Origin of the sequence: Streptomyces sp. NPDC093544 (genome assembly GCF_040683495.1) — a bacterium.
Taxonomy (GTDB): domain Bacteria; phylum Actinomycetota; class Actinomycetes; order Streptomycetales; family Streptomycetaceae; genus Streptomyces.
The window spans coordinates 1-21761 of sequence record NZ_JBFBEA010000052.1 but is presented as its reverse complement, the minus strand read 5'-3'; the positions used below and the strand labels follow the sequence as shown (position 1 = coordinate 21761).

Annotated in this window: 17 protein-coding genes; 3 read left to right on the top strand and 14 right to left on the bottom strand. The window is 72.2% G+C overall.

Going from position 1 to position 21761, the window contains the following annotated elements:
- Together AB0N66_RS41130 and AB0N66_RS41125 are read left to right on the top strand one after the other, a co-directional pair.
- Nucleotides 1-1170: a hydroxymethylglutaryl-CoA synthase gene (locus tag AB0N66_RS41130; protein WP_365445661.1), complete on the top strand. Its 1170-nt coding sequence runs from the start codon at nucleotides 1-3 to the stop codon at nucleotides 1168-1170.
- A 165-nt stretch (nucleotides 1171-1335) separates the two neighbouring features.
- A complete protein-coding gene (locus AB0N66_RS41125) occupies nucleotides 1336-2313 on the top strand; it encodes a ketoacyl-ACP synthase III (protein WP_365445684.1) in 978 nt (325 codons plus the stop codon).
- A 302-nt stretch (nucleotides 2314-2615) separates the two neighbouring features.
- Here AB0N66_RS41125 and AB0N66_RS41120 read toward each other — a convergent pair whose 3' ends face one another.
- The 14 genes from AB0N66_RS41120 to AB0N66_RS41055 all read right to left on the bottom strand — a co-directional run bounded on the left by AB0N66_RS41120 (nucleotide 2616) and on the right by AB0N66_RS41055 (nucleotide 19719).
- Nucleotides 2616-2939, bottom strand: a complete 324-nt coding sequence (locus AB0N66_RS41120) for a DUF6059 family protein (protein WP_365445659.1) — start codon at nucleotides 2937-2939, stop codon at nucleotides 2616-2618.
- A 281-nt stretch (nucleotides 2940-3220) separates the two neighbouring features.
- The gene (locus AB0N66_RS41115; RefSeq protein WP_365445656.1) at nucleotides 3221-3343 is read right to left on the bottom strand and encodes a hypothetical protein; all 123 of its coding nucleotides are present in this window, start codon (nucleotides 3341-3343) and stop codon (nucleotides 3221-3223) included.
- Nucleotides 3344-3366: 23 nt separating this feature from the next.
- The gene (ahcY, locus tag AB0N66_RS41110; RefSeq protein WP_365445653.1) at nucleotides 3367-4803 is read right to left on the bottom strand and encodes an adenosylhomocysteinase; all 1437 of its coding nucleotides are present in this window, start codon (nucleotides 4801-4803) and stop codon (nucleotides 3367-3369) included.
- Nucleotides 4781-5686, bottom strand: a complete 906-nt coding sequence (gene metF, locus AB0N66_RS41105; RefSeq protein WP_365445650.1) for a methylenetetrahydrofolate reductase [NAD(P)H] — start codon at nucleotides 5684-5686, stop codon at nucleotides 4781-4783. Before metF ends, ahcY begins: the two co-directional genes overlap by 23 nt.
- A complete protein-coding gene (locus AB0N66_RS41100) occupies nucleotides 5683-5847 on the bottom strand; it encodes a hypothetical protein (protein ID WP_365445647.1) in 165 nt (54 codons plus the stop codon). The genes metF and AB0N66_RS41100 overlap by 4 nt, the downstream gene beginning before the upstream one ends.
- Before the next feature lie 156 nt (nucleotides 5848-6003).
- On the bottom strand, nucleotides 6004-7227 hold the full coding sequence (gene metK, locus AB0N66_RS41095; RefSeq protein ID WP_365445644.1) for a methionine adenosyltransferase: 1224 nt from the start codon (nucleotides 7225-7227) through the stop codon (nucleotides 6004-6006).
- Between the two features lie 286 nt (nucleotides 7228-7513).
- Entirely contained in the window at nucleotides 7514-10936 is a 3423-nt protein-coding gene (locus AB0N66_RS41090) for a condensation domain-containing protein (protein ID WP_365445641.1), read from the bottom strand.
- Between the two features lie 741 nt (nucleotides 10937-11677).
- On the bottom strand, nucleotides 11678-12631 hold the full coding sequence (locus AB0N66_RS41085) for an aromatase/cyclase (RefSeq protein ID WP_365445639.1): 954 nt from the start codon (nucleotides 12629-12631) through the stop codon (nucleotides 11678-11680).
- A gap of 218 nt (nucleotides 12632-12849) precedes the next feature.
- Nucleotides 12850-13599, bottom strand: coding sequence for a thioesterase domain-containing protein (locus AB0N66_RS41080; protein ID WP_365445636.1), 750 nt, complete (start codon nucleotides 13597-13599; stop codon nucleotides 12850-12852).
- A 666-nt stretch (nucleotides 13600-14265) separates the two neighbouring features.
- On the bottom strand, nucleotides 14266-15087 hold the full coding sequence (locus tag AB0N66_RS41075; protein WP_365445634.1) for an AfsR/SARP family transcriptional regulator: 822 nt from the start codon (nucleotides 15085-15087) through the stop codon (nucleotides 14266-14268).
- A 766-nt stretch (nucleotides 15088-15853) separates the two neighbouring features.
- On the bottom strand, nucleotides 15854-16705 hold the full coding sequence (locus tag AB0N66_RS41070) for an AfsR/SARP family transcriptional regulator (protein ID WP_365445631.1): 852 nt from the start codon (nucleotides 16703-16705) through the stop codon (nucleotides 15854-15856).
- A 340-nt stretch (nucleotides 16706-17045) separates the two neighbouring features.
- Nucleotides 17046-17744: a ScbR family autoregulator-binding transcription factor gene (locus AB0N66_RS41065; protein WP_365445628.1), complete on the bottom strand. Its 699-nt coding sequence runs from the start codon at nucleotides 17742-17744 to the stop codon at nucleotides 17046-17048.
- Nucleotides 17745-17815: 71 nt separating this feature from the next.
- Nucleotides 17816-19405, bottom strand: coding sequence for an acyl-CoA carboxylase subunit beta (locus tag AB0N66_RS41060; protein WP_365445625.1), 1590 nt, complete (start codon nucleotides 19403-19405; stop codon nucleotides 17816-17818).
- Between the two features lie 125 nt (nucleotides 19406-19530).
- Nucleotides 19531-19719: an acyl-CoA carboxylase subunit epsilon gene (locus tag AB0N66_RS41055; protein WP_365445622.1), complete on the bottom strand. Its 189-nt coding sequence runs from the start codon at nucleotides 19717-19719 to the stop codon at nucleotides 19531-19533.
- 340 nt (nucleotides 19720-20059) lie between these two features.
- Here AB0N66_RS41055 and AB0N66_RS41050 point away from each other — a divergent pair, with 340 nt between their 5' ends.
- Nucleotides 20060-21097 carry a ScbA/BarX family gamma-butyrolactone biosynthesis protein gene (locus AB0N66_RS41050; protein ID WP_365445619.1) on the top strand — a complete coding sequence of 346 codons (1038 nt, stop codon included), beginning with the start codon at nucleotides 20060-20062 and terminating at the stop codon, nucleotides 21095-21097.
- The last annotated feature ends 664 nt before the right edge of the window (nucleotides 21098-21761 follow it).

The window sequence follows — 21761 nt, the reverse complement described above, 5'->3', positions numbered from 1 at the left end:
ATGTCCATATCCATCGGAATCCACGACCTGTCGTTCGCGACAGGCGAGTTCGTCCTGCCGCACACGGCACTGGCCGACCACAACGGCACCGAGATCGGCAAATACCACGTCGGCATCGGCCAGGAATCGATGAGCGTGCCCGCCGCCGACGAGGACATCGTGACCCTCGCCGCCGCAGCGGCCGCGCCGATCATCGCCCGGCACGGCACCGACCGGATCCGTACGGTCGTCTTCGCCACGGAGTCCTCGATCGACCAGGCGAAAGCAGCCGGCGTGTACGTCCATTCACTGATCGGACTGGGGTCGGCCACCCGCGTCGTCGAACTGAAACAGGCCTGCTACGGCGCCACCGCCGCCCTGCAGTTCGCCATCGGCCTGGTACGGCGCGACCCGGCCCAGCAGGTCCTGGTGATCGCGAGCGACGTCTCCAAGTACGAACTGGAGAGCCCCGGCGAGGCCACCCAGGGAGCGGCGGCGGTGGCCATGCTGGTCGCCACCGACCCCGCGCTGGTACGCATCGAGGATCCCTCCGGCCTGTTCACCGCCGACGTCATGGACTTCTGGCGGCCCAACTACCGCGACGCCGCCCTGGTCGACGGGCAGGAGTCCATCGGCGCCTACCTGCAGGCGGTGGAAGGCACCTGGAAGGACTACGCGGAACAGGACGGCCGCACCCTCAAGGAATTCGCCGCGTTCTGCTACCACCAGCCGTTCACCAAGATGGCCTACAAGGCCCACCGCCACCTGCTCAACTACTGCGGCTACGACACCGACACCGGCGACATCACCCGCGCGGTGGGACAGACCACCGCCTACAACACCGTGATCGGCAACAGCTACACCGCCTCCGTCTACCTGGGCCTGGCCGCACTGCTCGACCAGGCGGACGACCTGACCGGCCGGCCCGTCGCCTTCCTCAGCTACGGCTCCGGCAGCGTCGCCGAGTTCTTCGCCGGGACCGTGGTCGCCGGCTACCGCGAGCACCTGCGCACGAAGGCCAACCATGAGGCGATCGACCGGCGCACACCGGTCGACTACGCCGGCTACCGCGAGCTGCACGAGTGGAAGTTCCCCACCGACGGCGGCGACCACGCCACCCCGGAGCAGACCACCGGCCCGTTCCGGCTGGCCGGCATCAGCGGCCACAAACGCATCTACCAGACCCGCTAGAACATCCCCCGGCGGCCGGCAGGCAGAAGGGCGGCCCTGGCGGCTGCCCGCGTGCGGGGCGGCCGCACCGCCCCGCCCGCCGGCCCCGCACGCCGCCATTCACCGACCACTTGAGGGGAGGGCAGCCGCATGAACGGCACAACGATCCCCGGCCCCGGCAGCCCCATGAAGGACATCAGGATCCTCGGCACAGGCGCCTACGTGCCGCCAAGGATCGTCTCGAACGACGAGGTCGGCGCACCGGCCGGGGTCGACGACGCCTGGATCACCCGCAAGACCGCGATCCGCGAACGGCGCTGGGCCGCCGCCGGACAGGCCACGTCAGACCTGGCGACGGCCGCGGCCCGTGCCGCGATGGAATCGGCCGGCATCACCGCCGAGCAACTGTCCATGATCGCGGTCGCCACGTCCACACCGGACCGGCCGCAGCCGCCGACAGCGGCCTATGTGCAGCACAACCTCGGTGCGTCCAGCACAGCGGCGTTCGATGTCAACGCGGTGTGCTCCGGCACCGTGTTCGCGCTGTCCGCGGTCGGCAGCGTGATCCTGCGGCGGGGCGGCTACGCGCTGGTCATCGGCGCGGACGTGTACTCGCGCATCCTGAACCCGGCCGACCGCAGGACCGTCGTGCTGTTCGGAGACGGCGCCGGCGCCATGGTCCTGGGACCGACCACCCACGGCCCCCTCCTGCGGCACGTCGCCCTGCACACCTTCGGCGCTCTCTCGGGCCTGATCCAGGTGCCCGCGGGCGGCAGCCGGCAGCCCCTGGACCAGGCCGGCATCGAGGCCGGCCTGCAGTACTTCGCGATGGACGGGCGGGAGGTACGCCGTTTCGTCGTGGAGCAACTGCCGCAGCTGACCAAGGGGTTCCTCCACGAGGCCGGCGTCGAGGCCGCGGACATCAGCCACTTCGTCCCGCACCAGGCCAACGGCGTCATGCTCGACGACGTCTTCGCGGACCTGGCCCTGCCCCGCGCCACCATGCACCGCACGGTCACGCACTACGGCAACACGGGAGCCGCCTCCATCCCGATCACCCTGGACGCGGCCGTCCGCGCGGGCGCCTTCCGCCCCGGCGAGCTGATCCTCCTGGCCGGATTCGGCGGCGGCATGGCCGCGAGCTTCGCACTGATCGAGTGGTGAGGGGCCGCCCCCACAGCCCCCGCCCCGCGCAGGCCGCTGCGCCGTTGCTGTCGCCGGCACCTTCACCGACGGGCGGATCGAGAAGGGCGGATCGAGAGGGGCGGCTTCGGCCCGGCCGCCGTCCAGAAGGAGTTCCTGGACGGCGGCCACACCCCGCTGATGGCCGTCACCGCCGTCTGAGCCCGGCCACGGACAGCCGTCAGTGCCCGGCCACGGGCAAAAGGGGGGCCGGGTGCAGCAAGCAGTTGCTTGCTGCACCCGGCCCCCCCCTTTTGCCCGTGCGGCGCCGGGGCCCGCAGGGGTCAGCCGCGGTGGCGGGCGCGCTGTTCGTAGGCCGGCCACACCTCGCGTACGAGCAGCAGTTCCTGCGGGGACAGCGGAACGTCCTCACGCAGCCGCTCGGGGTGTGCGGGCGGCGGCCCTCCCTCCCCCGGCGGCAGCACCAGGAACCTTCCCCGGGCGTAGCGCGCAAGGCGGCTCGGGGTGCCTGCGGCGGAGCGGGGCGGCTCCAGGTCCTGCAACGCCTCGGGACCGACGTAGATGGCCCCGTAGGACGCCAGGGCCCGCCCCAGAGACCGCAAGCAGTAACGGGTCATCCGCAGGCCGCCACGCAGTATCCGAATCATGTCTGCACCTCCGCACCTCCGCTCGTCGTTTCCTCTAGAGACTGACAAGGTTCACTCGTGGACCGGTCGAGAAGGCGTGGCGCACCACGGTGCTGTTTCGGCACGCCGGCGCCCCGTCCGGGGCACAGCGTTGTACGGGGCACGGCTCTGTGCGGGGGCACGGCAACGACGAGGCGCGCTGCAGCGGGTGTGCAGCGCGCCAGGTGGGCGGGGAGGGATGGTGGACGGGGTGCCGCGGGGCTTCGGGGGGCGGCGCGTTCGGGCCCATGTCGTGTCGGGCGTCAGTCGATACCCCGTACGACGTGAGGCTCCCAGGTGTCGTCCTCGTCGATGCCGGCGAGGCGGAGCGGCGGGGCGGGCACGTCCTGTGGCTGTCTGCTGTCCTCCTGCGGAGTGTCGTACATCTGGTTCCTCCTGCTCTTGAGGCTCAGTAGCGGTATTGGTCCGGCTTGTAGGGGCCCTCGACCTCGATGCCGAGGTAGGCGGCCTGCTCCGGGCGGAGCGTCGTCAGCTTCACGCCGAGCGCGTCGAGGTGGAGGCGGGCGACCTTCTCGTCCAGGTGCTTGGGCAGCACATACACGTCGGTCGGGTACTCCTCGGGCTTGGTGAACAGCTCGATCTGGGCCAGCGTCTGGTCCGCGAACGAGTTCGACATCACGAAGGAGGGGTGACCGGTGGCGTTGCCCAGGTTCAGCAGACGGCCCTCGGACAGCACGATGAGAACCTTGCCGTCGGGGAACGTCCAGGTGTGCACCTGCGGCTTGACCTCGTCCTTGACGATCCCGGGGATCTGCGCCAGGCCCGCCATGTCGATCTCGTTGTCGAAGTGACCGATGTTCCCCACGATCGCCTGGTGCTTCATCCTGGCCATGTCGCCGGCCATGATGATGTCCTTGTTGCCCGTCGTGGTGACGAAGATGTCGGCCTTGTCGACGACCTCGTCCAGCGTCGTCACCTGGAAACCGTCCATCGCCGCCTGCAGCGCACAGATCGGGTCGATCTCCGTGATGATCACCCGGGCACCCTGACCGCGCAGCGACTCCGCACAGCCCTTGCCCACATCGCCGTAGCCGAAGACGACCGCGGTCTTGCCGCCGATGAGGACGTCGGTGGCGCGGTTGATGCCGTCGATCAGAGAGTGGCGGCAGCCGTACTTGTTGTCGAACTTCGACTTCGTCACAGCGTCGTTCACATTGATCGCCGGGAACAGCAGCGCGCCCTCACGGTGCATCTCATACAGACGGTGAACACCGGTCGTGGTCTCCTCGGTCACACCACGGATCTCCGAAGCGAGCCGGGTCCAGTCCAGGGAGCTGTTCTCCAGCAGGGCCCGCAGCACGGCCAGTTCCTCGTTCCCGGCGGCCGGGAGCTCACCCGTCTTGTGGTACTCGACGCCCCTGTGGACCAGGAGAGTGGCGTCACCGCCGTCGTCCAGGATCATGTTCGGGCCGGTGTGCCCGGGCCAGCTGAGGGCCTGCTCGGTGCACCACCAGTACTCCTGAAGGCTCTCGCCCTTCCAGGCGAACACCGGGACGCCCTGCGGGTTCTCGGGCGTGCCGTTCGGGCCGACCGCGACGGCGGCGGCCGCGTGGTCCTGGGTGGAGAAGATGTTGCAGGAGGCCCAGCGGACCTCGGCGCCCAGGGCGACCAGGGTCTCGATGAGGACGGCGGTCTGCACCGTCATGTGCAGGGAGCCGGTGATCCGGGCGCCCGCGAGGGGCTGCGCCGCGGCGTACTCCCTGCGGATCGACATCAGGCCGGGCATCTCGTGCTCGGCGAGGGTGATCTCCTTGCGGCCGAAGACGGCCAGGGAGAGGTCGGCGACCTTGAAGTCGGTGAAGTCAGCGCTGCGCTGCGAGGGCATGCCGTGCACTCCTTGAGTCCGTTACGTTGCGGTGGATTTCGAGCGTCGCCGTCGAGCGGTTCAGCGTGATGTAGTGCAGCCCGGGGGCGCCTTCGGCAAGGAGCCGCCCGGCCATCGCGGTGGCGTACTCGACGCCGATGCGGTGACCGTCCGCGGGGTTGTCGCGCACCGCGTCCAGGCGGTGGGCCAGGTCCTCGGGGAAGGCGGCGCCGCTGAGCTCGGCGAAGCGGGCGATCTGGCGTATGTCGGTGGCCGGCATGATCTCCGGGATGATCGGGGTGTCACAGCCCGCGGCGGCCACCCGGTCGCGCAGCCGCAGATAGTCCTCGACGCGGAAGAACATCTGGGTGATCGCGTAGTCGGCGCCCGCCCTGCACTTGGCGACGAAGTGCCGGATCTCGCTGTCCCAGTCCGCCGAGCGCGGATGACGCTCCGGAAAGGCCGCCACACCGACGCTGAGCTGCCCCGACTCCTTGACCAGACGCACCAGTTCATGGGCGTGGGCGAAACCGTCGGGGTGCGGGATCCACGGGGCGTTCGGGTCGCCGGGCGGATCGCCGCGCAGGGCCAGGACGTCCCGGACGCCGGCGTCGGCGTACTGGCCGATGATGTGGCGCAGCTCCGCCACCGAGTGGCCGACCGCGGTCAGATGGGCGACGGGGCGCAGCGTCGTCTCGGCCGCGATCCGTTTGGTCACCTCCACCGTGCGGTCCCTGGAGGAGCCGCCGGCCCCGTAGGTGACCGAGACGAACGCCGGTGCCAGTGGCTCGATCCGGCGGATCGCCTCCCACAGCGTCCGCTCCCCCCTGGCCGTCTTCGGCGGGAAGAACTCGAAGGAGAACGACGGGGTGCCCCCGTCGAGGATGTCGCGCAGTGTGGTCATTGCCGGCCTCCGGCGTTGAAGTAGCTGGCCTCGGGGTGGTGCAGGACCATCGCGTCCGTGGACTGCCCGGGGTGCGGCTGGAACTCCCGGAGCCGCTGGAACTCCTGGAGCAGGGGGACGCCGGCCCGCTCCGGCTGGAGCAGGCCGGCGACAGCGCGCATCCCGGCGGGGCTGCGCCCTCCAGCGGAGGCATCCCATGGCTGACGGCGGCCGGGAAACCGGTGCGGAAGGCGTCGACGGCACCGGCCGGGTCGCTTGTCGCCGGTGTTGCGCAGCGGCGGCCGCGACCGCCGGGCCGGGCCGTCCTGGTGCCGGGCTCAGCGGACCGCGGCTGCCTTGAGCTGCTGGGCGCGGTCGGTGCGTTCCCAGGTGAAGTCGGGCAGCTCGCGGCCGAAGTGGCCGTACGCGGCGGTCTGGGAGTAGACCGGGCGCAGCAGGTCCAGGTCGCGGATGATCGCGGCCGGGCGGAGGTCGAAGACCTCGCCGATGGCGTCCTCGATCGCGGAGACGGCGACCGTGTGGGTGCCGAACGTCTCGACGAACAGACCGACCGGCTCGGCCTTGCCGATGGCGTACGCGACCTGCACCTCGCAGCGCGAGGCCAGGCCCGCCGCGACGACGTTCTTGGCGACCCAGCGCATCGCGTAGGCGGCGGAACGGTCCACCTTGGAGGGGTCCTTGCCCGAGAAGGCGCCGCCACCGTGACGGGCCATGCCGCCGTACGTGTCGATGATGATCTTGCGGCCGGTCAGGCCCGCGTCGCCCATCGGGCCGCCGACCTCGAAGCGGCCGGTGGGGTTGACCAGGAGGCGGTAGCCCTCGGTGTCCAGCTTGATGCCGTCGTCGAGGAGGGCCTGCAGCTCGGGCTCGACCACGAACTCGCGGATGTCGGGGGCCAGCAGCGAGTCCAGGTCGATGCCGCTCGCGTGCTGCGAGGAGACCACCACCGTGTCCAGACGCACCGCCCGGTCGCCGTCGTACTCGATGGTGACCTGGGTCTTGCCGTCCGGGCGCAGGTAGGGGACGGTGCCGTCCTTGCGGACCTGGGCCAGGCGGCGCGAGAGGCGGTGGGCCAGGTCGATCGGCAGCGGCATCAGGGTGGGGGTCTCCTCGCAGGCGTAGCCGAACATCAGGCCCTGGTCGCCGGCGCCCTGCCGGTCCAGCCCGTCGCCCGCCTCCTCCCCGGAGGCACCCTCGACCCGCGACTCGTACGCCGTGTCGACGCCCTGCGCGATGTCCGCCGACTGCGCGCCGATGGACACCGACACCCCGCACGAAGCGCCGTCGAAGCCCTTGGCCGAGGAGTCGTAGCCGATATCGAGGATGGCCTCGCGCACGATCGTGGCGATGTCGGCGTACGCGCCGGTCGTCACCTCGCCGGCGATGTGCACCTGGCCGGTGGTGATCAGGGTCTCGACCGCGACGCGCGAGGCGGGATCCTGACGCAGCAGTTCGTCGAGGATCGCGTCGCTGATCCGGTCGGCGATCTTGTCGGGGTGTCCTTCGGTCACGGACTCCGAGGTGAAAAGACGACGGGACATGACTCTCCAGATGGTTGCGGCCCACGGCACGAACGGCGTCAGAGACCGGGCGAGGGCACCCGTGCCACAGCCAAGATGACCGACTGCGAAAGAGAAGTGCTCGAACAGTGACGGAACCGGAGCGGAGAACGGAACAGGAGCGGCGAGGGGCATCGCGGCGCTCGCCCCGCACACCGGGGTGCGGTGCGGCCGTGCCGGCGGCGCCCCGGTACGCCGGTACGCCGGTACATCAAGTACGCGGGTACGCCGGTGCTGTGGTGTGCGGATCCGTCCCTGGGGCTCGGTGTCAGGTGTCCGGTGCGGCGGCGTCCTGGAGGGCGCGGGCGAGATCGCGGGCCCGTTCCTGTTCGTCCGCACAGGCGCCGGCGAGGACCACGCGCGGCGGCCGGCCGCCGTCTGCCGCGATGCGCCCGGCGATGTCGCAGGCGAGGGCGCCGGCTGCGAAGAACCCGCCGAGCAGCAGGGGCCGGCCGGCTGTGCGGGCGGCCAGAGCGGGCTGAGCACCCTCGGCGCCGGCGGTGAGCACCAGCAGTTCCTGGGGGCCCGGATAGGTGTGGGCCAGCAGGTCGTAGCAGGTCGCGGGTGAGCCCGGCGGCGGGACCAGGCAGATGGTGCCCGCCTGTTCCTTCGCCGCGGCGCGCAGGGTGAGCAGCGGTGTGTCCCGGCCGGCCCGGGGAGCCTTCGCCATGGGGGGTACGGCCCTGCCGTGAAGGAGCTTCAGCACCTCCGCGACGGTGGTGGACTCCGTTGCCCGCAGGGGGAGTTCACACAGCAGCAGGGCGCTTTGCACCAGCAGTTCGGCGGCCGCTTCCTCGTCGAGCACGTCACGGTCGTGCACCCCCGTGAGGACCAGGGCGCCCGCGTTGTCGTGGTGGGCGAGCAGCGCGAGGGGCAGCACCGAGCGGGCGGGTACGGTGCCCGAGAACTCGGCCCGGATCCCCTGCGCGGCGAGTTCGCCCTCCAGGCCCTGCACCGGGTGCGGCGGGTCCTCGAAGACGATGACGGTCTCGGCGTGGCCGGTGCCCGGCCCCGCCGGCCGGCCCGGGGTGTGGATCCAGTCGGCGGGGACCCATTCGCAGGCGGCCATGTCCAGGGCGTGGCCCTGCAGTTGCCGCATCAGGTCCGGCCAGGTTCCCGCCGGGTCCACCTCGAGGGACATCGGCAGCGAGTTGCGCAGCGGTCCCAGCATCCGGGCCGCGCCGTCGAGCGGTATGCCGCGTCCCGGGACGCTCACCGCGAAACAGACCGGGGCCGGTCCGCCGGCGCCGGAGGCGCGGTGGATCAGCGCCGCCCAGACGGCCTGCAGCACGCTGCTCTCGGCGATGCCCCAGGTGCCTGCCCAGCGCGTGAGGCGAACGGTTTCCGCGGGGTCCAGGCGCAGCCGGGAACGGCCGACACCGGTCAGGCCGGTGGCTGCGGCGGGCCGTCCCGGCCGCGACGCGGCGCCGGCGGGCGGCGCGGAGCGCGCCCAGAACTCCCCTGCGGGCTCCAGGTCCTGGGCCGCGATCCACGCGGTGTAGTCGCGCAGGTCGGGACGGCGCTCACCGCCGGGCAGGGTGCCGCCCGCGAGATAGGCCCGGTAGAACTCGCGCAGCAGGATGTGCGCGCTCCAGCTGTCGAGCAGGGCCCGGTGGTAGGTGAGCACGATCCGGGTGGGTGCGGTGGTGGTGGTGAGCGGGTTCTGCTCCGTTCCCAGCAGGGTGAGGCGCAGCGGTCCGGGGCAGCGCAGGTCGAAGCCGCGCAGCCGGTCGCGCTCCAGGAGGGCGGACAGGTCGTCGTGGCCCTGCCGGATCCGGACGGTGATCTCGGGAGTGACCCGGCTGTGCACCATGAGCTGCGGTTCGAGTCCGCCGGTGAAGGCGGTACGCAGCACCGCTTCGCGGTCCAGGACCGACTGCCAGGCCGCGGTGAAGCGTCCGGTGTCGAGGGGGCCGTGCCAGAGCCAGACGAGCTGCTCGACGTGGCGGCCGGTGCCGGGCTGTGCGTCGCCCCCCGTGTAGAGGGCCGACTGCTGGGGTGTGGCGCGCAGGACGGACGGGATCGGGGCGGTGGCCGTGTCGGCCAGCTCCCCCAGTACTTCCCGCAGCAGGCCGGCCAGGGCGGCCACGGAGGTGTCGGTGATGCCCTGGGCCGGGTCGGGTACCCAGTCCAGGCCGAGGTGCAGCCTGCCGTCGGCGGCCTGGACACGTACCTCGAGGCGGTGGGCGGGCCGGCTCGGTGCGCTGCCGGGCACGGGGCGGGCGGAGCCGGGCAGCAGTTCGTCCGGGCCGTGCAGGATGAGGCAGGCCGGGGCGGGGGCCAGTTCACGCAGGGTGTCGCGCAGCAGCGGATCGGGGCTCCACTCGCGGCAGGCCCCGAAGCCGGCGCCGCCCGACGCCTGCCCGGCGCCGGCCGCCAGGGGGCCTGCCAGGGCCGCGAGTTGGCCCAGGGGGCCGAGACCGGGGTCGGGGTCGGGGGTGAGGTGGACGGGGTGCACGTCGGTGAGCCGGCCCACGTGGCGCCGTAGGCCCGGGTGGCCCGCCCTGGGGTCGCTGCGTACGTCGAAGCCGACCTCGTCGGCGTGTTGCCAGCGGGCCAGGGCCAGGGCGAACGCGCCGGTCAGTATCTGGCCGGCGGTCAGCGCGAGCCGTCGGGCCAGGTGCTGGGTGAGCCGCCCGGTCAGGTTCTGGTCGAGGTCGAGGTCGAGGTGCCGGGCCTTTTCCGGCCTGCTGTGCCATGTGTGGGCCGCTGCGGTGCCGGTCGCCTCGCCCGGCCCGGTCACCGAGGCGGAGTGGCGGGCGCCGGGCGCCCGGGACCTGCGGTCGGCGACGAGCGCCCAGTGCCGGATCTCGTCGGGATCGCGGGCCAGTTCCCGCAGTTCGCCGGCCCAGCCGGCCAGGCCGTCCGGCGCGTGCCTGGGCCGTGGGGGAACTCCGGCCGCGGCCGCGGCGAGGGCGGCGGCCAGGTCGTCGAGGAGGATCTGCCAGGACGCGGCATCCACGGCGAGTTGATGGACGATCACGGCGAGCCGGTCGGCCCGCGGCCCCGCCGGACGGCGGTCCCGGGCGAGCAGGGCCCGCAGCTGGACGCCGCGGTCCGCGTCGAGGGTGTGTCCGATCGAGGCGACCGCCGCGGCGAAGCCGTCCTCGTCGGTGAACTCCCCCAGCGTCAACGGGTCGAGGTCGCCCGCGGTCGCGGCCTGCGCGGTCAGCCGGCCGCCCCGCGTGTCGAGGCGGGCGCGCAGCTGGGGGTGGGCGGCCACGACGGTGCGCAGCGCCGCACGCACCGTGCCCGCGTCCAGTGGCGCGGCCGCCTCGAGGAACACCGCCTCATAGCGGTGGCGTGCAGGGCGGGTGAGGACCGCGTACTGGGCAGGGGCGAGCGGGCGGTCGCCAGAGGGCGGCCCGGCAGGGGGCCGCCCGGTGAAGGGCGGCCCGGTGAGCAGATCGGCGATGCGGCCCACCACCGACGCCACGGACGCCATGGACGCCGCCGAGGCGCCGCCCGGCCGCGGGAGGCGGAGCGTGTGATGGCCGGGGCCGTGCCGCAGCAGCCGGTGCTGCCACGGGGGCCGGCCCGGGCCGGTGAAGGCGAGCTCGCCCAGGACGTCTTCCAGCAGGGCGGGGTCGAGCGGTCCGCGCAGCTCGAGGTCCCATGCCTCCGTGTACGGAGGAGGCCCTGGGTCCACGACCACGGAGATCGCCGCGTGGCAGGAGCGGGAAACAGTCATGCGGGTCCGGGGACGCGCGGTCCGCTGTGACCGGCGCGGTCCCCTCCTTCCTCTCCTGTGCAGGCGCTTCCTGTGCAGGCGCTGGATGAGCTGCGGTACGGCGTCCGCCGGGCCCCTGCGGGGAGCGTGGCGCCACGGTTGTGGGCAAGGCGCCGGGTGCGGGCCTGAAGGCGTGTGGGACGGTGCGCGTCCGGTTCTGCCGTACCGGGCCGTGGCCCGGGCAGGGCAGCGCCCAGGGACGGGGGGCCGGGCGGGGCGGGGCGGGCCGCGGCCAGGGCAGGGCAGGGCAGTACCAAAGGACAGGGGCAGGGCGGGCGGACGGACCGCGCGCGTGCCCGGCGGGGGCGGCACGGAAGGAACAGAAGGAGCGGAAGGAGCGGATACGACGCGGAGGCAGATGCGTGGCGGGGGGCGGAGCGCGGGGCGGGGCCGGGGGCCGGGCGGGGGGCGGGGCATGCGGGTGCGCTGCCACGCTGTCTCGCTTCCATGACGCCTCCTGGTCGGCGGATATCCACAACGGTCCGGCTCAGCACGCTAATGGCAGACACGCTCGGCGTCCGATTTCCCAAGCGGGTGTACAGCGGTGCCCAAGCCCGGCCGGGGCCATCCATGAGCGGCGATGGCGGTGCCCGCCTCCCCAGGCCCAGGCCCGGACCCGGACCCGGGCTGTCGCCGTCCCTGCCCCTGCCCCTGCCCCTGTCGCCGTCACTGTCACTGTCACTGTCGCTGTCGCTGTCGCTGTCACAGCATGCGGACGGCGCTCTCCGCATGCTGCTTGGCAAGGGCGAGCAGGACCCGGCAGTTGCGGCCGAGTGCCTCGCGCACATGGCGGCGGGCGTGTGCCAGGCTCGCGTGCTCGCCCAGCTCGGCGGCGATGCTCTCCTCGCGCAGTACGACGGTGTGCTGTGCGGTGACGGTCACACCCCGCTCGTCGGGGACGACGGACCATTCGCCGGTGTGTGACTCCAGCAGGGTGGGGGTCGCGGTCTCCTTGTAGATGATGCGCTCCGCGTGCGGGAAGCAGATCCGTACGGAGTTGGTGGTGTGCGTGCCGTATTCGGTCAGCGTCTCCATCGTCATGCGCTGCACTCCGGGGACGTCCTCGGTGAGGTCGGCCCGGGTGACGTGCGGCACCGTCTGCGGCCAGTCCCCGGCCCGGTAGAGGAAGTCGTAGACCAGCTCGGCCGGGCCGTTGACGTGTACGGATTCCTCGAAGGACAGGACCAGTTCGTCCAGGCGCGTCCAGCGCTCGGCGACAGCCTTCAGGCCGGCGAGCTGGAGGCGGCTGTGCACGTCGACGGCCCGCTCCACCCACGCCACGTCGTCGGGCAGGTCACCGGTGACGCTGAAGCCGTACAGCAGCTCGATCTCGGAACTGTGCGGTCCCTGGGGACGTACGCTCATGATGCCGCCCAGCGCGCTCAGCGGAGGCGCGGGCAGTTCCTGCCGGAACTCCACACAGCGTTTCACCGGATCCAGGTAACGCCACGAAGTCCACGACTTCAGCCGGCCGTCCATGACGCACCACGTCCGCAGCCGCTCCCGTTCGCCGTCGAACTCCAGCCGTTCCACATGAATGCTCGGGGCGAAATGGAGTGGCCAGTTCACCGCGTCGGCAATCAGTGCGTAGACCACACCGGCGGGTGCGGACACCTGGACCTTGTGCGTCGTCCTGTCCGCGAACTCGACAGACATCTGAACACCTCTCCCACATTGCGCCGACGGTGACGCGAACAGAATTCAGACGGCCGGATGAAAACCGCTGAAGAACGAGCGGAAAGCAGATCGAATCGCGCTGGGCCCGTCAGCCGTCAACTGCCGTGCCGAGGCCAGGATCCGGGGGGGGCGCAGGCATCGCACGCCTGCACCGGGTGACGGTGCCCGGGGTGGCCGGGGGGCCGGGGGCTGCGGGTTCAGCCGGCGGGCACCTGCTCCCGGACGAGGCGGCGGGTGACGCGGCAGGCCCGGCCCAGGAGCCTGGGCAGTTCACGGCCGGCGACGAAGAAGTGACGGCCGGGGACGGTACGCAGCCACGTGGGCCCCTGGGTCCAGTGCCGCCAGCCGTCGGCGATCGCCGGCGGCGCCAGCGGGTTCTCCTGCGAGGCGACCACGAGTACGGGAGTGGTGAGCGGTCCCGCGGAGGAAGGCGTGCGGGCCGCCTCCTCCAGGGCCTGGGCGAGTTCCAGGTCGGCGCGGAGCACCGGCAGCATGGCCCGCAGCCAGATCCCTTCGTCGCTGCGGGGCGGCACGGCGCCCTTACCGCCCAGGACGTGCAGCAGTTCGGCATCCGTTGCCGCGCGGGCGTCCGGCAGCCGCGAGGGTGTGTGGGGCGGCGGGCAGGCGCCGACGGCCAGGAGCGCGGGGCCGGGCAGGCCCGCCTCGTGCAGGGCGCGCGTCACGGTGAAGGCGACCATGGCACCAAGACCGTGCCCGTACAGGACGTACGGGGCGGGGTGCGGGTCCGTGAACAGGGGCAGCACGTCGGCGAGCAGTGCCTCGTGGGTGCTCGCCCGGGGCTCCCAGCGGCGCCGTCGGCCGCCCGGCAGGGGAACCGGAAGCACCTCGACCCCTGGTCCGGCGCTCGCGGCCCAGCCGTCGAAGAGCGAGAGGCCCCCCTCGGAGTGTGCGAAACAGTGCAGTCGCACCGACCGTCCGTCCGCCATGGCATCCTCCTCTCCCTGCGCCCCTGGTCGTACCGGGGCGGGGGTTCGAGAATCGCCGGACGGCCTCAACGGCCGCTCGAGAACGGGCGGAGGCCGGCCCCGGCCGGCTCGGCCGCACGGCCCGGGGGTGGGATCATGGAGAAGACCCCGGTGCGGTGGAGTGGTCCGGGAACTCACCGCACGGAGGCCGTTGTGCACCCACCGCCCTGCCCGGCCGGGCACGGACGGAGAGCCGCCCGCTGGTCGAAAAAAGGGGGGGCTGTGCGGCCCGGCCCTCGCCCTGACCGCACCGCACCGCACCGCACCGCACCGCACTGCACCGCATGGCATGGCATGGCATGGCATGGCATGGCATGGCCGCGGAACTGAGGGGAGGGCCGGTGTGGAGCGCTGCGTTGTCCTCGGCGCCGGCGACTGCGGGCGGCCCGGCGGACGCCGGGCCGTCGATGTTCCGCCGGCCGCCCGGCCCGCGACCGCGCTGCCCACACCCTCCCGGGGCCGCGTCCGGCCTGGTCATGGCCGATCCGGTGGCCCCGCCGTTCTCCCCGGCGGGCCCCTCCCCCGGCACTCACCGGCGCCGGCGCCGTGGAGTCAGGCAGGTTCGGGGGGGGAGCGGTGGTGGAAAACGGTCTCTGAGTACGACGCGAGCCCCCGCTCCGGCCGGTCTCAGGCGGCGTAGAGATCGAAGGTCGAGCTGCGCCGTACACCGGCGGCGACGTCCAGTTGCGGGTCGACGGCCAGCATGGCCTGGTGCAGCCGCTGCACCTGCGGGGAGGGCTCGACGCCCAGCTCCTCGATGAGCCGGATGCGCAGCCTGCGGTAGATGGCCAGGGCCGATGCCTGCCGTCCCGACCGGTACAGCGCCACCATGGCCTGCGAGTACAGGCCTTCGTGCTGTGGGTAGCGCGCCGTCAGTTCGGCGAGCTCCGCGATGAGTTCGGAGTGCCTTCCCAGCCGCAGATCGGCGTCGATCCGGCGTTCGACGGTGCCGAGCCGGCTCTCCTCCAGACGCATGACCTCGATCCCGAGGATCGGTCCGACCCGTACGTCGACCAGCGCGGGGCCGCGCCACAGTTCCAGCGCCTTGCGGAAACAAGAGGCCGAGGTGTCGTCGTCCCCGGCCTCGAACGCCGACCGTCCTTCGGTGACCATGCGTTCGTACTCGTGGACGTCGACGCTCTCGGGCGATATCTGCAGCAGATAGCCGCCGTGCCGGGTGGCCAGCACTTCCTTGGCCGCGCCGGGGGCGTCGGGGCCCATCGCGGTGCCCAGGCGCCGACGCAGTTGCAGGATGTAGGTCTGCAACGTGGTGAGCGCGCTCTGTGGTGGCTCGGTTCCCCAGATTTCTTCCATGAGTGTGGGGACCGGCATCACCCGTCCGGGATAGAGGGCGAGCAGCGAAAGAATCTGCCGCGGTTTACCGGCCGTCGGGACAATCGATCCCCCGTTGACCTCGGCACTCAACGGACCCAGGACTTGAATTTTCACTGCTTTCCTCCACACCTCGTCGAGTTCCCCTCGTGGCTGAATTCCGTCACCGTCAGCACACTAGCCGGGTTCACGCCACAACCGACTTGCCTCGACCAGGGCTTGAGAGTGTTTCAGCTGAGGCCCTCGGTCCGGAAATTGATCCACTCAAGAGCACGTGAACGATGGCTGGAAGAAAGCACGCCCGCCTTGTCACGGAACACTCTGCGGCGTCGCCTTTTCCATTGAATTCTGTTGCGGAGAAACCGAATTGCGGAATGTGCGGCACCGTTTGTTTGCCGGACAGGCCGGCCGTACCCGGCCCGGCCCGATGCCGGCGGCGTCCCTCCCCCGGCATCGGGCCGCAGCCGTTGAGGCAGGGGCGGGGCGGGGGCGGGTTCCGGCGGCGTGACACCCCGGGGGGGCGGGGCGCGGGTGGGGAGTGCGGGGCCCGGTGGGCATCACGGGCGGCTGGGTGGGGCGGGCCGCCCGGGCCGGGGCAGCGGCGGACGGCGCGGGACGCCGGCCCGTTCGATGGACCTGCGCCGCGGCATCAGCACCTCCGCGCGCCGCGCGCCGGCAGCCGGGACCCTTCTCCGGGGACCGCACGCACGGTGGGTGCGGGCAGGGCGGCCGCGGGGCGGCGCGCCCCGCACGGGATGACCGGGATCAGGCGCCGGGAACGGCTCCGCACCCCCCTATTTTCGGGCCCGGACATGCCGCTTCCCAGGGCGTCGGCGGCGGGGAGAACCCGGTTGTGCCGAAGCCCTGGGAAGGGGGGTCTCGCTCAACTCGTGGGAACCAGGCGCTCCCTGGCGGCCCGGGGTGCGGGCGCGGCGGTCTCGGGGCCGGCCGTGAGGATGGACCGCTGCAGGCGCCGCAGTCCCGCCGACGGTTCCAGGCCGAGGTCCCGTACGAGGGTGGCGCGCAGCCGCTGATAGACCTCCAGGGCCTCGCCGCGCCGCCCCGAGCGGTACAGCGCGAGCATGAACTGGCCGTGCAGGCTCTCATGCGTGCCGTAGCGGTTGACCAGAACGGTCAGCTCGGCCAGCAGTTCACGGTGGCGTCCCAGCCGCAGATCGGCCTCGATGCGCTGGTCGAGCGCGCACAGCCGGCTCTCCTCGAGGCGCCTGATCTCCATGTCCAGCTGTGTCCCGGCCTGGACGTCGGCGAAGGCGGTCCCGGACCACAGCTCCAGCGCCTGGCGCAACTGCCGTGCGGCGCCCGGGAAGTCACCGGCGTCCATGGCCCGGTATCCCGTGCCCGCGAGGCGTTCGAAGGCGCGGACGTCGCTCTCGCCGTCGCCTGCGGCCAGCAGATAGCCGCTGGGCATCGTCACCAGTACGTCCTTGGCGCTGCGCCGCCCGCCCCGCGCCGGCTCCTGCGCGTCGTCGCGGCCGTCCTTGTCCAGGGCCAGGGCGATGAGTTCACGCAGCTGAAGGACGTACGTCTGCAGGGTGGTGCGGGCGCTGCGCGGCGGGGTGGTGCCCCACAGCTCCTCGATCAGCGCGCAGACGGGCACCACCCGGTCGGCGTGCAGCGCCAGCAGAGCCAGCACCTGCCGCGGCTTGGGAGCCGTCGGTGTGATGGAGGCTCCGTTCTCCTGTACGGCCAGTGCGCCCAGTACCTCGATGTCCACGCGATCTCCCCTGTCTTATGCCCGAGTGCTCCGGTCGTTCCGCGGCCGTCGACAGATGCCAGTCCGGCGCCATGACCAGACTAAAAACAGCACGCCCGGTCTGTCAATATCAAACCGCACATCCTGTATTTTCTTAGCCGATGCATAGGGGCACGTAGGCGCTGGTCAGGGGTTCTTCGGGATCTCCAGCAGGATTCAAGGCGTCCTGGAGTCGTCTTCCGGGGTCCAGCGGGGCGGGATGGACGGAGATCGATCATTAAACAGACCTGAAGGTCTGCTGCCGGGTTTCCCTCGCCGCCGTGCCCCGGGCTCCGGCCCGGGGAGCAGGTCAGTGAGCAGGTCAGTGCTCGGGGCCGGCCGGTGAGGGCAGCTCCTGCGGGGGGAGCCCGGGTGAGGGGAGCTGCGGCGGGGGGTTCGCGGCCGGGGGCCGGGAGCCGGCGCTCATCAGCCGGTGCAGGTCCTGGCGGCCGGCGAGCCGCGGCAGGACGACTTCCCAGAAGCGGGTGACGTTCTGCCGCGACAGCCAGGAGGTGTCGTCGCCGCCCAGGACCTCGAAGCCCGCGGTCGCAGCCACGATGACGCGGGCGCCGTCGGCCCAGGACACGCCGTCCGCCAGGGCGCCGTTGCGCTCGGCGCGGCGGAGGCTGTCCTCGACCCAGTGCTGCCACTGGGTGCGCAGGGAGGGCTCCCCCCGGCGGGCGCTGTCGCCCGCGAGCCCGAAGCCGCCGCGGACCACGATGTCGTGGGCGAGGCTGCCCATCAGCTCGTGGGTGGCGTCCACCACGGCCTGCAGGGAGTCGCCCTGCCAGGCCCGCGCCGACTCGGTGATCCGGCCCACGGCCGCGGCGGCCTCCGCCCCGACCGCGTCGGCGAGCATGTTCTTGCTGGCGAAGTGGAAGTGCAGCGCACCGTTGCTGACACCGGCCCGTCTGCTGATGGTGCTCAGCGACGCGGTGACGAAGCCCTCCTCGGCGAACACCGCGGCGGCGGCCTGGATCAGTGCGTGCCGGGTGCGGGCGGCCCGCTCCTGTTTGACCATGTGCGCTCTCCTGAGAACCGGGACGCCGGGGCCGGCACCGCACCGGCGTCCCGAGTCCCTTGGGCGTCGTGCTACTGCGGGGGGTTGCCGTGCTTGCGGGAGGGCAGGTCGGCGTGCTTCCTGCGGAGCATGGCCAGGGAGCGGATGAGGACCTCGCGGGTCCGGGTCGGGTCGATCACGTCGTCCACCAGGCCGCGCTCGGCCGCGTAGTAGGGGTGCATGAGTTCGGCCTTGTACTCCTTGACCATCTTCTGCCGCATGGTCTCGGGGTCCTTGGCCTCGGCGATCTGGCGGCGGAAGATGACGTTGGCGGCGCCTTCCGCGCCCATCACGGCGATCTCGTTGGTCGGCCACGCGTACGTCAGGTCCGCGCCGATGGACTGGGAGTCCATGACGATGTAGGCGCCGCCGTAGGCCTTGCGCAGGATCAGCGAGATCCTCGGCACGGTGGCGTTGCAGTAGGCGTACAGCAGCTTCGCGCCGTGCCGGATGATCCCGCCGTGCTCCTGGTCGACGCCCGGGAGGAAGCCGGGCACGTCGAGGAAGGTCACGATCGGGATGCTGAAGGCGTCGCACATCTGGACGAAGCGTGCGGCCTTCTCGCTGGCCTCGATGTCCAGCACGCCGGCCAGCGCCTGGGGCTGGTTGGCGACGATGCCCACGACCTGCCCGTCCAGGCGGGCCAGCGCGCAGATGATGTTGCGCGCCCAGCGCTCGTGGACCTCCAGGTACTCGCCGTCGTCGGCGACCTCCCCGATGACCCGCGCCATGTCGTAGGGCCGGTTGCCGTCGGCCGGCACCAGGTCCAGCAGCGCCTGCGAGCTCCGGTCGATGCGGTCGCCGCCGCGCACCCGGGGCGGGGCCTCCCGGTTGTTCTGCGGCAGCATCGACAGGAGGTAGCGCACCTCCGCGAGGCAGGTCTCCTCGTCGTCGTAGGCGAAGTGCGCGACGCCGGAGGTCTCGGCGTGCACGTCGGCGCCGCCCAGCCCGTTCTGCGAAATCTCCTCACCGGTCACCGCCTTGACGACGTCCGGGCCGGTGATGAACATCTGCGAGGTCCCGCGGACCATGAACACGAAGTCGGTGAGGGCGGGACTGTAGGCCGCGCCGCCCGCGCAGGGGCCGAGCATCACACTGATCTGCGGGATGACACCCGAGGCCTTCGTGTTGCGCTGGAAGATGCCGCCGTACCCGGCGAGCGCGGACACCCCCTCCTGGATACGGGCACCGGCGCCGTCGTTCAGCGACACCAGCGGCGCCCCGGTGGCGATCGCCATGTCCATGATCTTGTGGATCTTCGTGGCGTGCGCCTCGCCCAGCGCACCGCCGAAGATCCGGAAGTCGTGCGCGTACACGAAGACCGTGCGGCCCTCGACCGTGCCCCAGCCGGTGATCACACCGTCCGTGTACGGCTTCTTCATCTCCAGCCCGAAACCGGTCGCCCGGTGCCGGCGCAGCTGCTCGACCTCCTGGAACGAACCCGCGTCCAGCAGCAGACCGATCCGCTCCCGGGCGGTCAGCTTGCCCTTGGCGTGCTGCGCCAGGGTCGCCTGCCGGCCGGGGCCGGCCAGCGCCTGCTCACGGATGCCGTCCAGCTCCGCCACGCGCCCGCGTATACCGGCGGGCCCCGGTGGAATCGATGCCCGGCTCGTCATAGCCATGTCAGGTGCCCTTCCTGGGACAAGGCCGAGGAGGTCCCGCCCCGGGTCCGTGAAACCATCATAACAAACCACTTGTGCGGTTTCTTGTTGGGAGGTGAAGGAACTCGGGAGATACACCCCCGCCGTCAGCACCAGCCCTCGGGCGCCGCGTAGCCGTCCGGCTCCCGCCACCAGTGGGTTCCGGCCGCCGCCGGCTCCCCCGGCGCCTGCCGCGCGCCCGCCCGCAGACCGAGCAGCACCGCGACCACGGCGGCCAGTTCCGCCTCGTCGGGCCGCCCCCGCTCCACCCTGATCAGGGCTTCTCCCCGCTCCATACGACCGGTCCCCTTTCCTGTCGGGCCTTTGGACACGGTCGGGGAGGCCGCTCAAGAACGGCTTTGAGATCGCTGGAGCCGGCGGCCGGGCCGCCCCCCACCCGCACCGGGCGGCACCCCGCGCCCCGCGCGGTGCGTGACCGCACAGGACCTGCGGGACCCGGGCCGGCCCGGGGACCACCGGATGATCATCTGCACATTCGGGAACACATCACTCCATTTATCGCGGGCTGGAGTGCCGCGTTCCTTCTAGAAACTAAACCGGATGGTATGTATCTTCGCTCTCCTGAGGGATCCACCACTCACATTCAAGCCAGGCCAAGCCGGCTCAGGGGGAACCATGTCTGTCAGCACGTTCCGTATGCACCGCGTGATACCCGGCACCGCAGGCACCGGGAGCGCCGCGCCCCCCGCACCGGCCGGCGCCCTCCCCTTCCCGTCCCTGACCAGCACCGTCCCCAAGGAACTCGTCCACCGCGCGAGCGTCGCCGAGGTCATGCTGACCGACTGGGCACGCGTGGAGGAGCACCGCTTCACCGTCGCCGCCCAGTGGCCCCGCGGGCACAGCTTCTTCGCCACCGTCGACGGCTGCCACGATCCGCTGATCACCGCCGAAACGATCCGCCAGGCCGGCATCCTCCTGGCCCACGCCGAGTACGGGGTCCCCCTCGGACACCACTTCCTGGTCAGCGACCTCAGCGTGGCCGTCCGCCCCGAGCACCTGCGCGTCGGCTGGAGTCCCGCCTCGCTCGAACTCGACATCACATGCTCCGGCGTGAAGCAGCGCGGCGGCGCCGTGACCGGGTTCCGCCTCGAGGCCCGGATCCACCGCGACGGCAGCCTCGCCGCGACCGGGGGCGGCACCCTCACCTGCATCACCCCCCGCGTCTACCAGAGGCTGCGCACCGCCCGCCTGCCCGCCGGCGACAGCCCCCGGGTCATCGCACTGACCGCCCCCGAACCCCCGCAGACGGTGGGCCGCATGTCCCCCACCGACGTGGTCCTCTCCCCCACCGCCGAACCGCACCGCTGGCAGCTGCGGGTGGACACCCGCCACCCCGTGCTCTTCGACCACATGGTCGACCACGTCCCCGGCATGGTCCTCCTCGAAGCCGCCCGCCAGGCCGCCGCCGCGACCCTGGGACACGCCTCCCTGCCCCTCTCCCTCACCAGCCGGTTCCAGCGCTACGTCGAACTCGACACCCCGTGCCTGATCGAGGCACACCCCACACCCACACCCACACCCACACCCGCCACCTCCACCGCCACCTCCACCGGCACCGGCGCGGACCGCGCGGAGAGCGTGCTCGTGACCGCCCATCAGGACGGGACGCCCGTGTTCCGCTGCACCGTGACCATGGCATCACCCGCCATGTGACCGACACCCCCCGCCCAGGTCCGTCCCGGGACGCCCCCGGCTCCCGGGCGCCCCGGTGTCCCGGGCGTCCCGGGCGTCCCGGTATCCCGGTATCCCGGTGTCCCGGTGTCCCGGGCAGACCTGTTCCCCGACCGGGCGCCCCCGGCCGGGCCCGGCCCGGCCGCCACGTCCCGGCCACCGGCTTCCGCCGGTCCTCGGAGCCCCCTGGCAGACCGTGCACCGGCGCTTCACCTACCGGCCGCCACCCCGGGTACGGGCCGGACCACACCCGGTGGCGGCGGCCCGGCGCGAGCGGCGAGCCGGACCGGCCACGGTGCGCGAGCGGCCGGGCCGGTGTCCGGGCGGTCAAAAAAAGGGGGGCCCTCGACCGGACCGGATCCGGCCCGTCGCGGCAAGCCGGCGCCGAAAATCCATATCCTCTGCGACATCCTCCGCGACCGGAACCGGCTGCCGATGCCGACCGGCATCGCCGGCCAGGCCCCGATCCCGCTGATCCGCGGTATCCCGCCCCTCGGCCCGCGCTACGGGCCAAGGCGCCACCACCCCGGCCGAACCACACGCGGACAAGAACTACGACGTCGGCCACGCCGCGGATGCCGCGGCCGACGTCCCAGCCACGGACGACCCCGCTCCCTTCAGCGGCAACTTCGCCCTGACCGCCGAT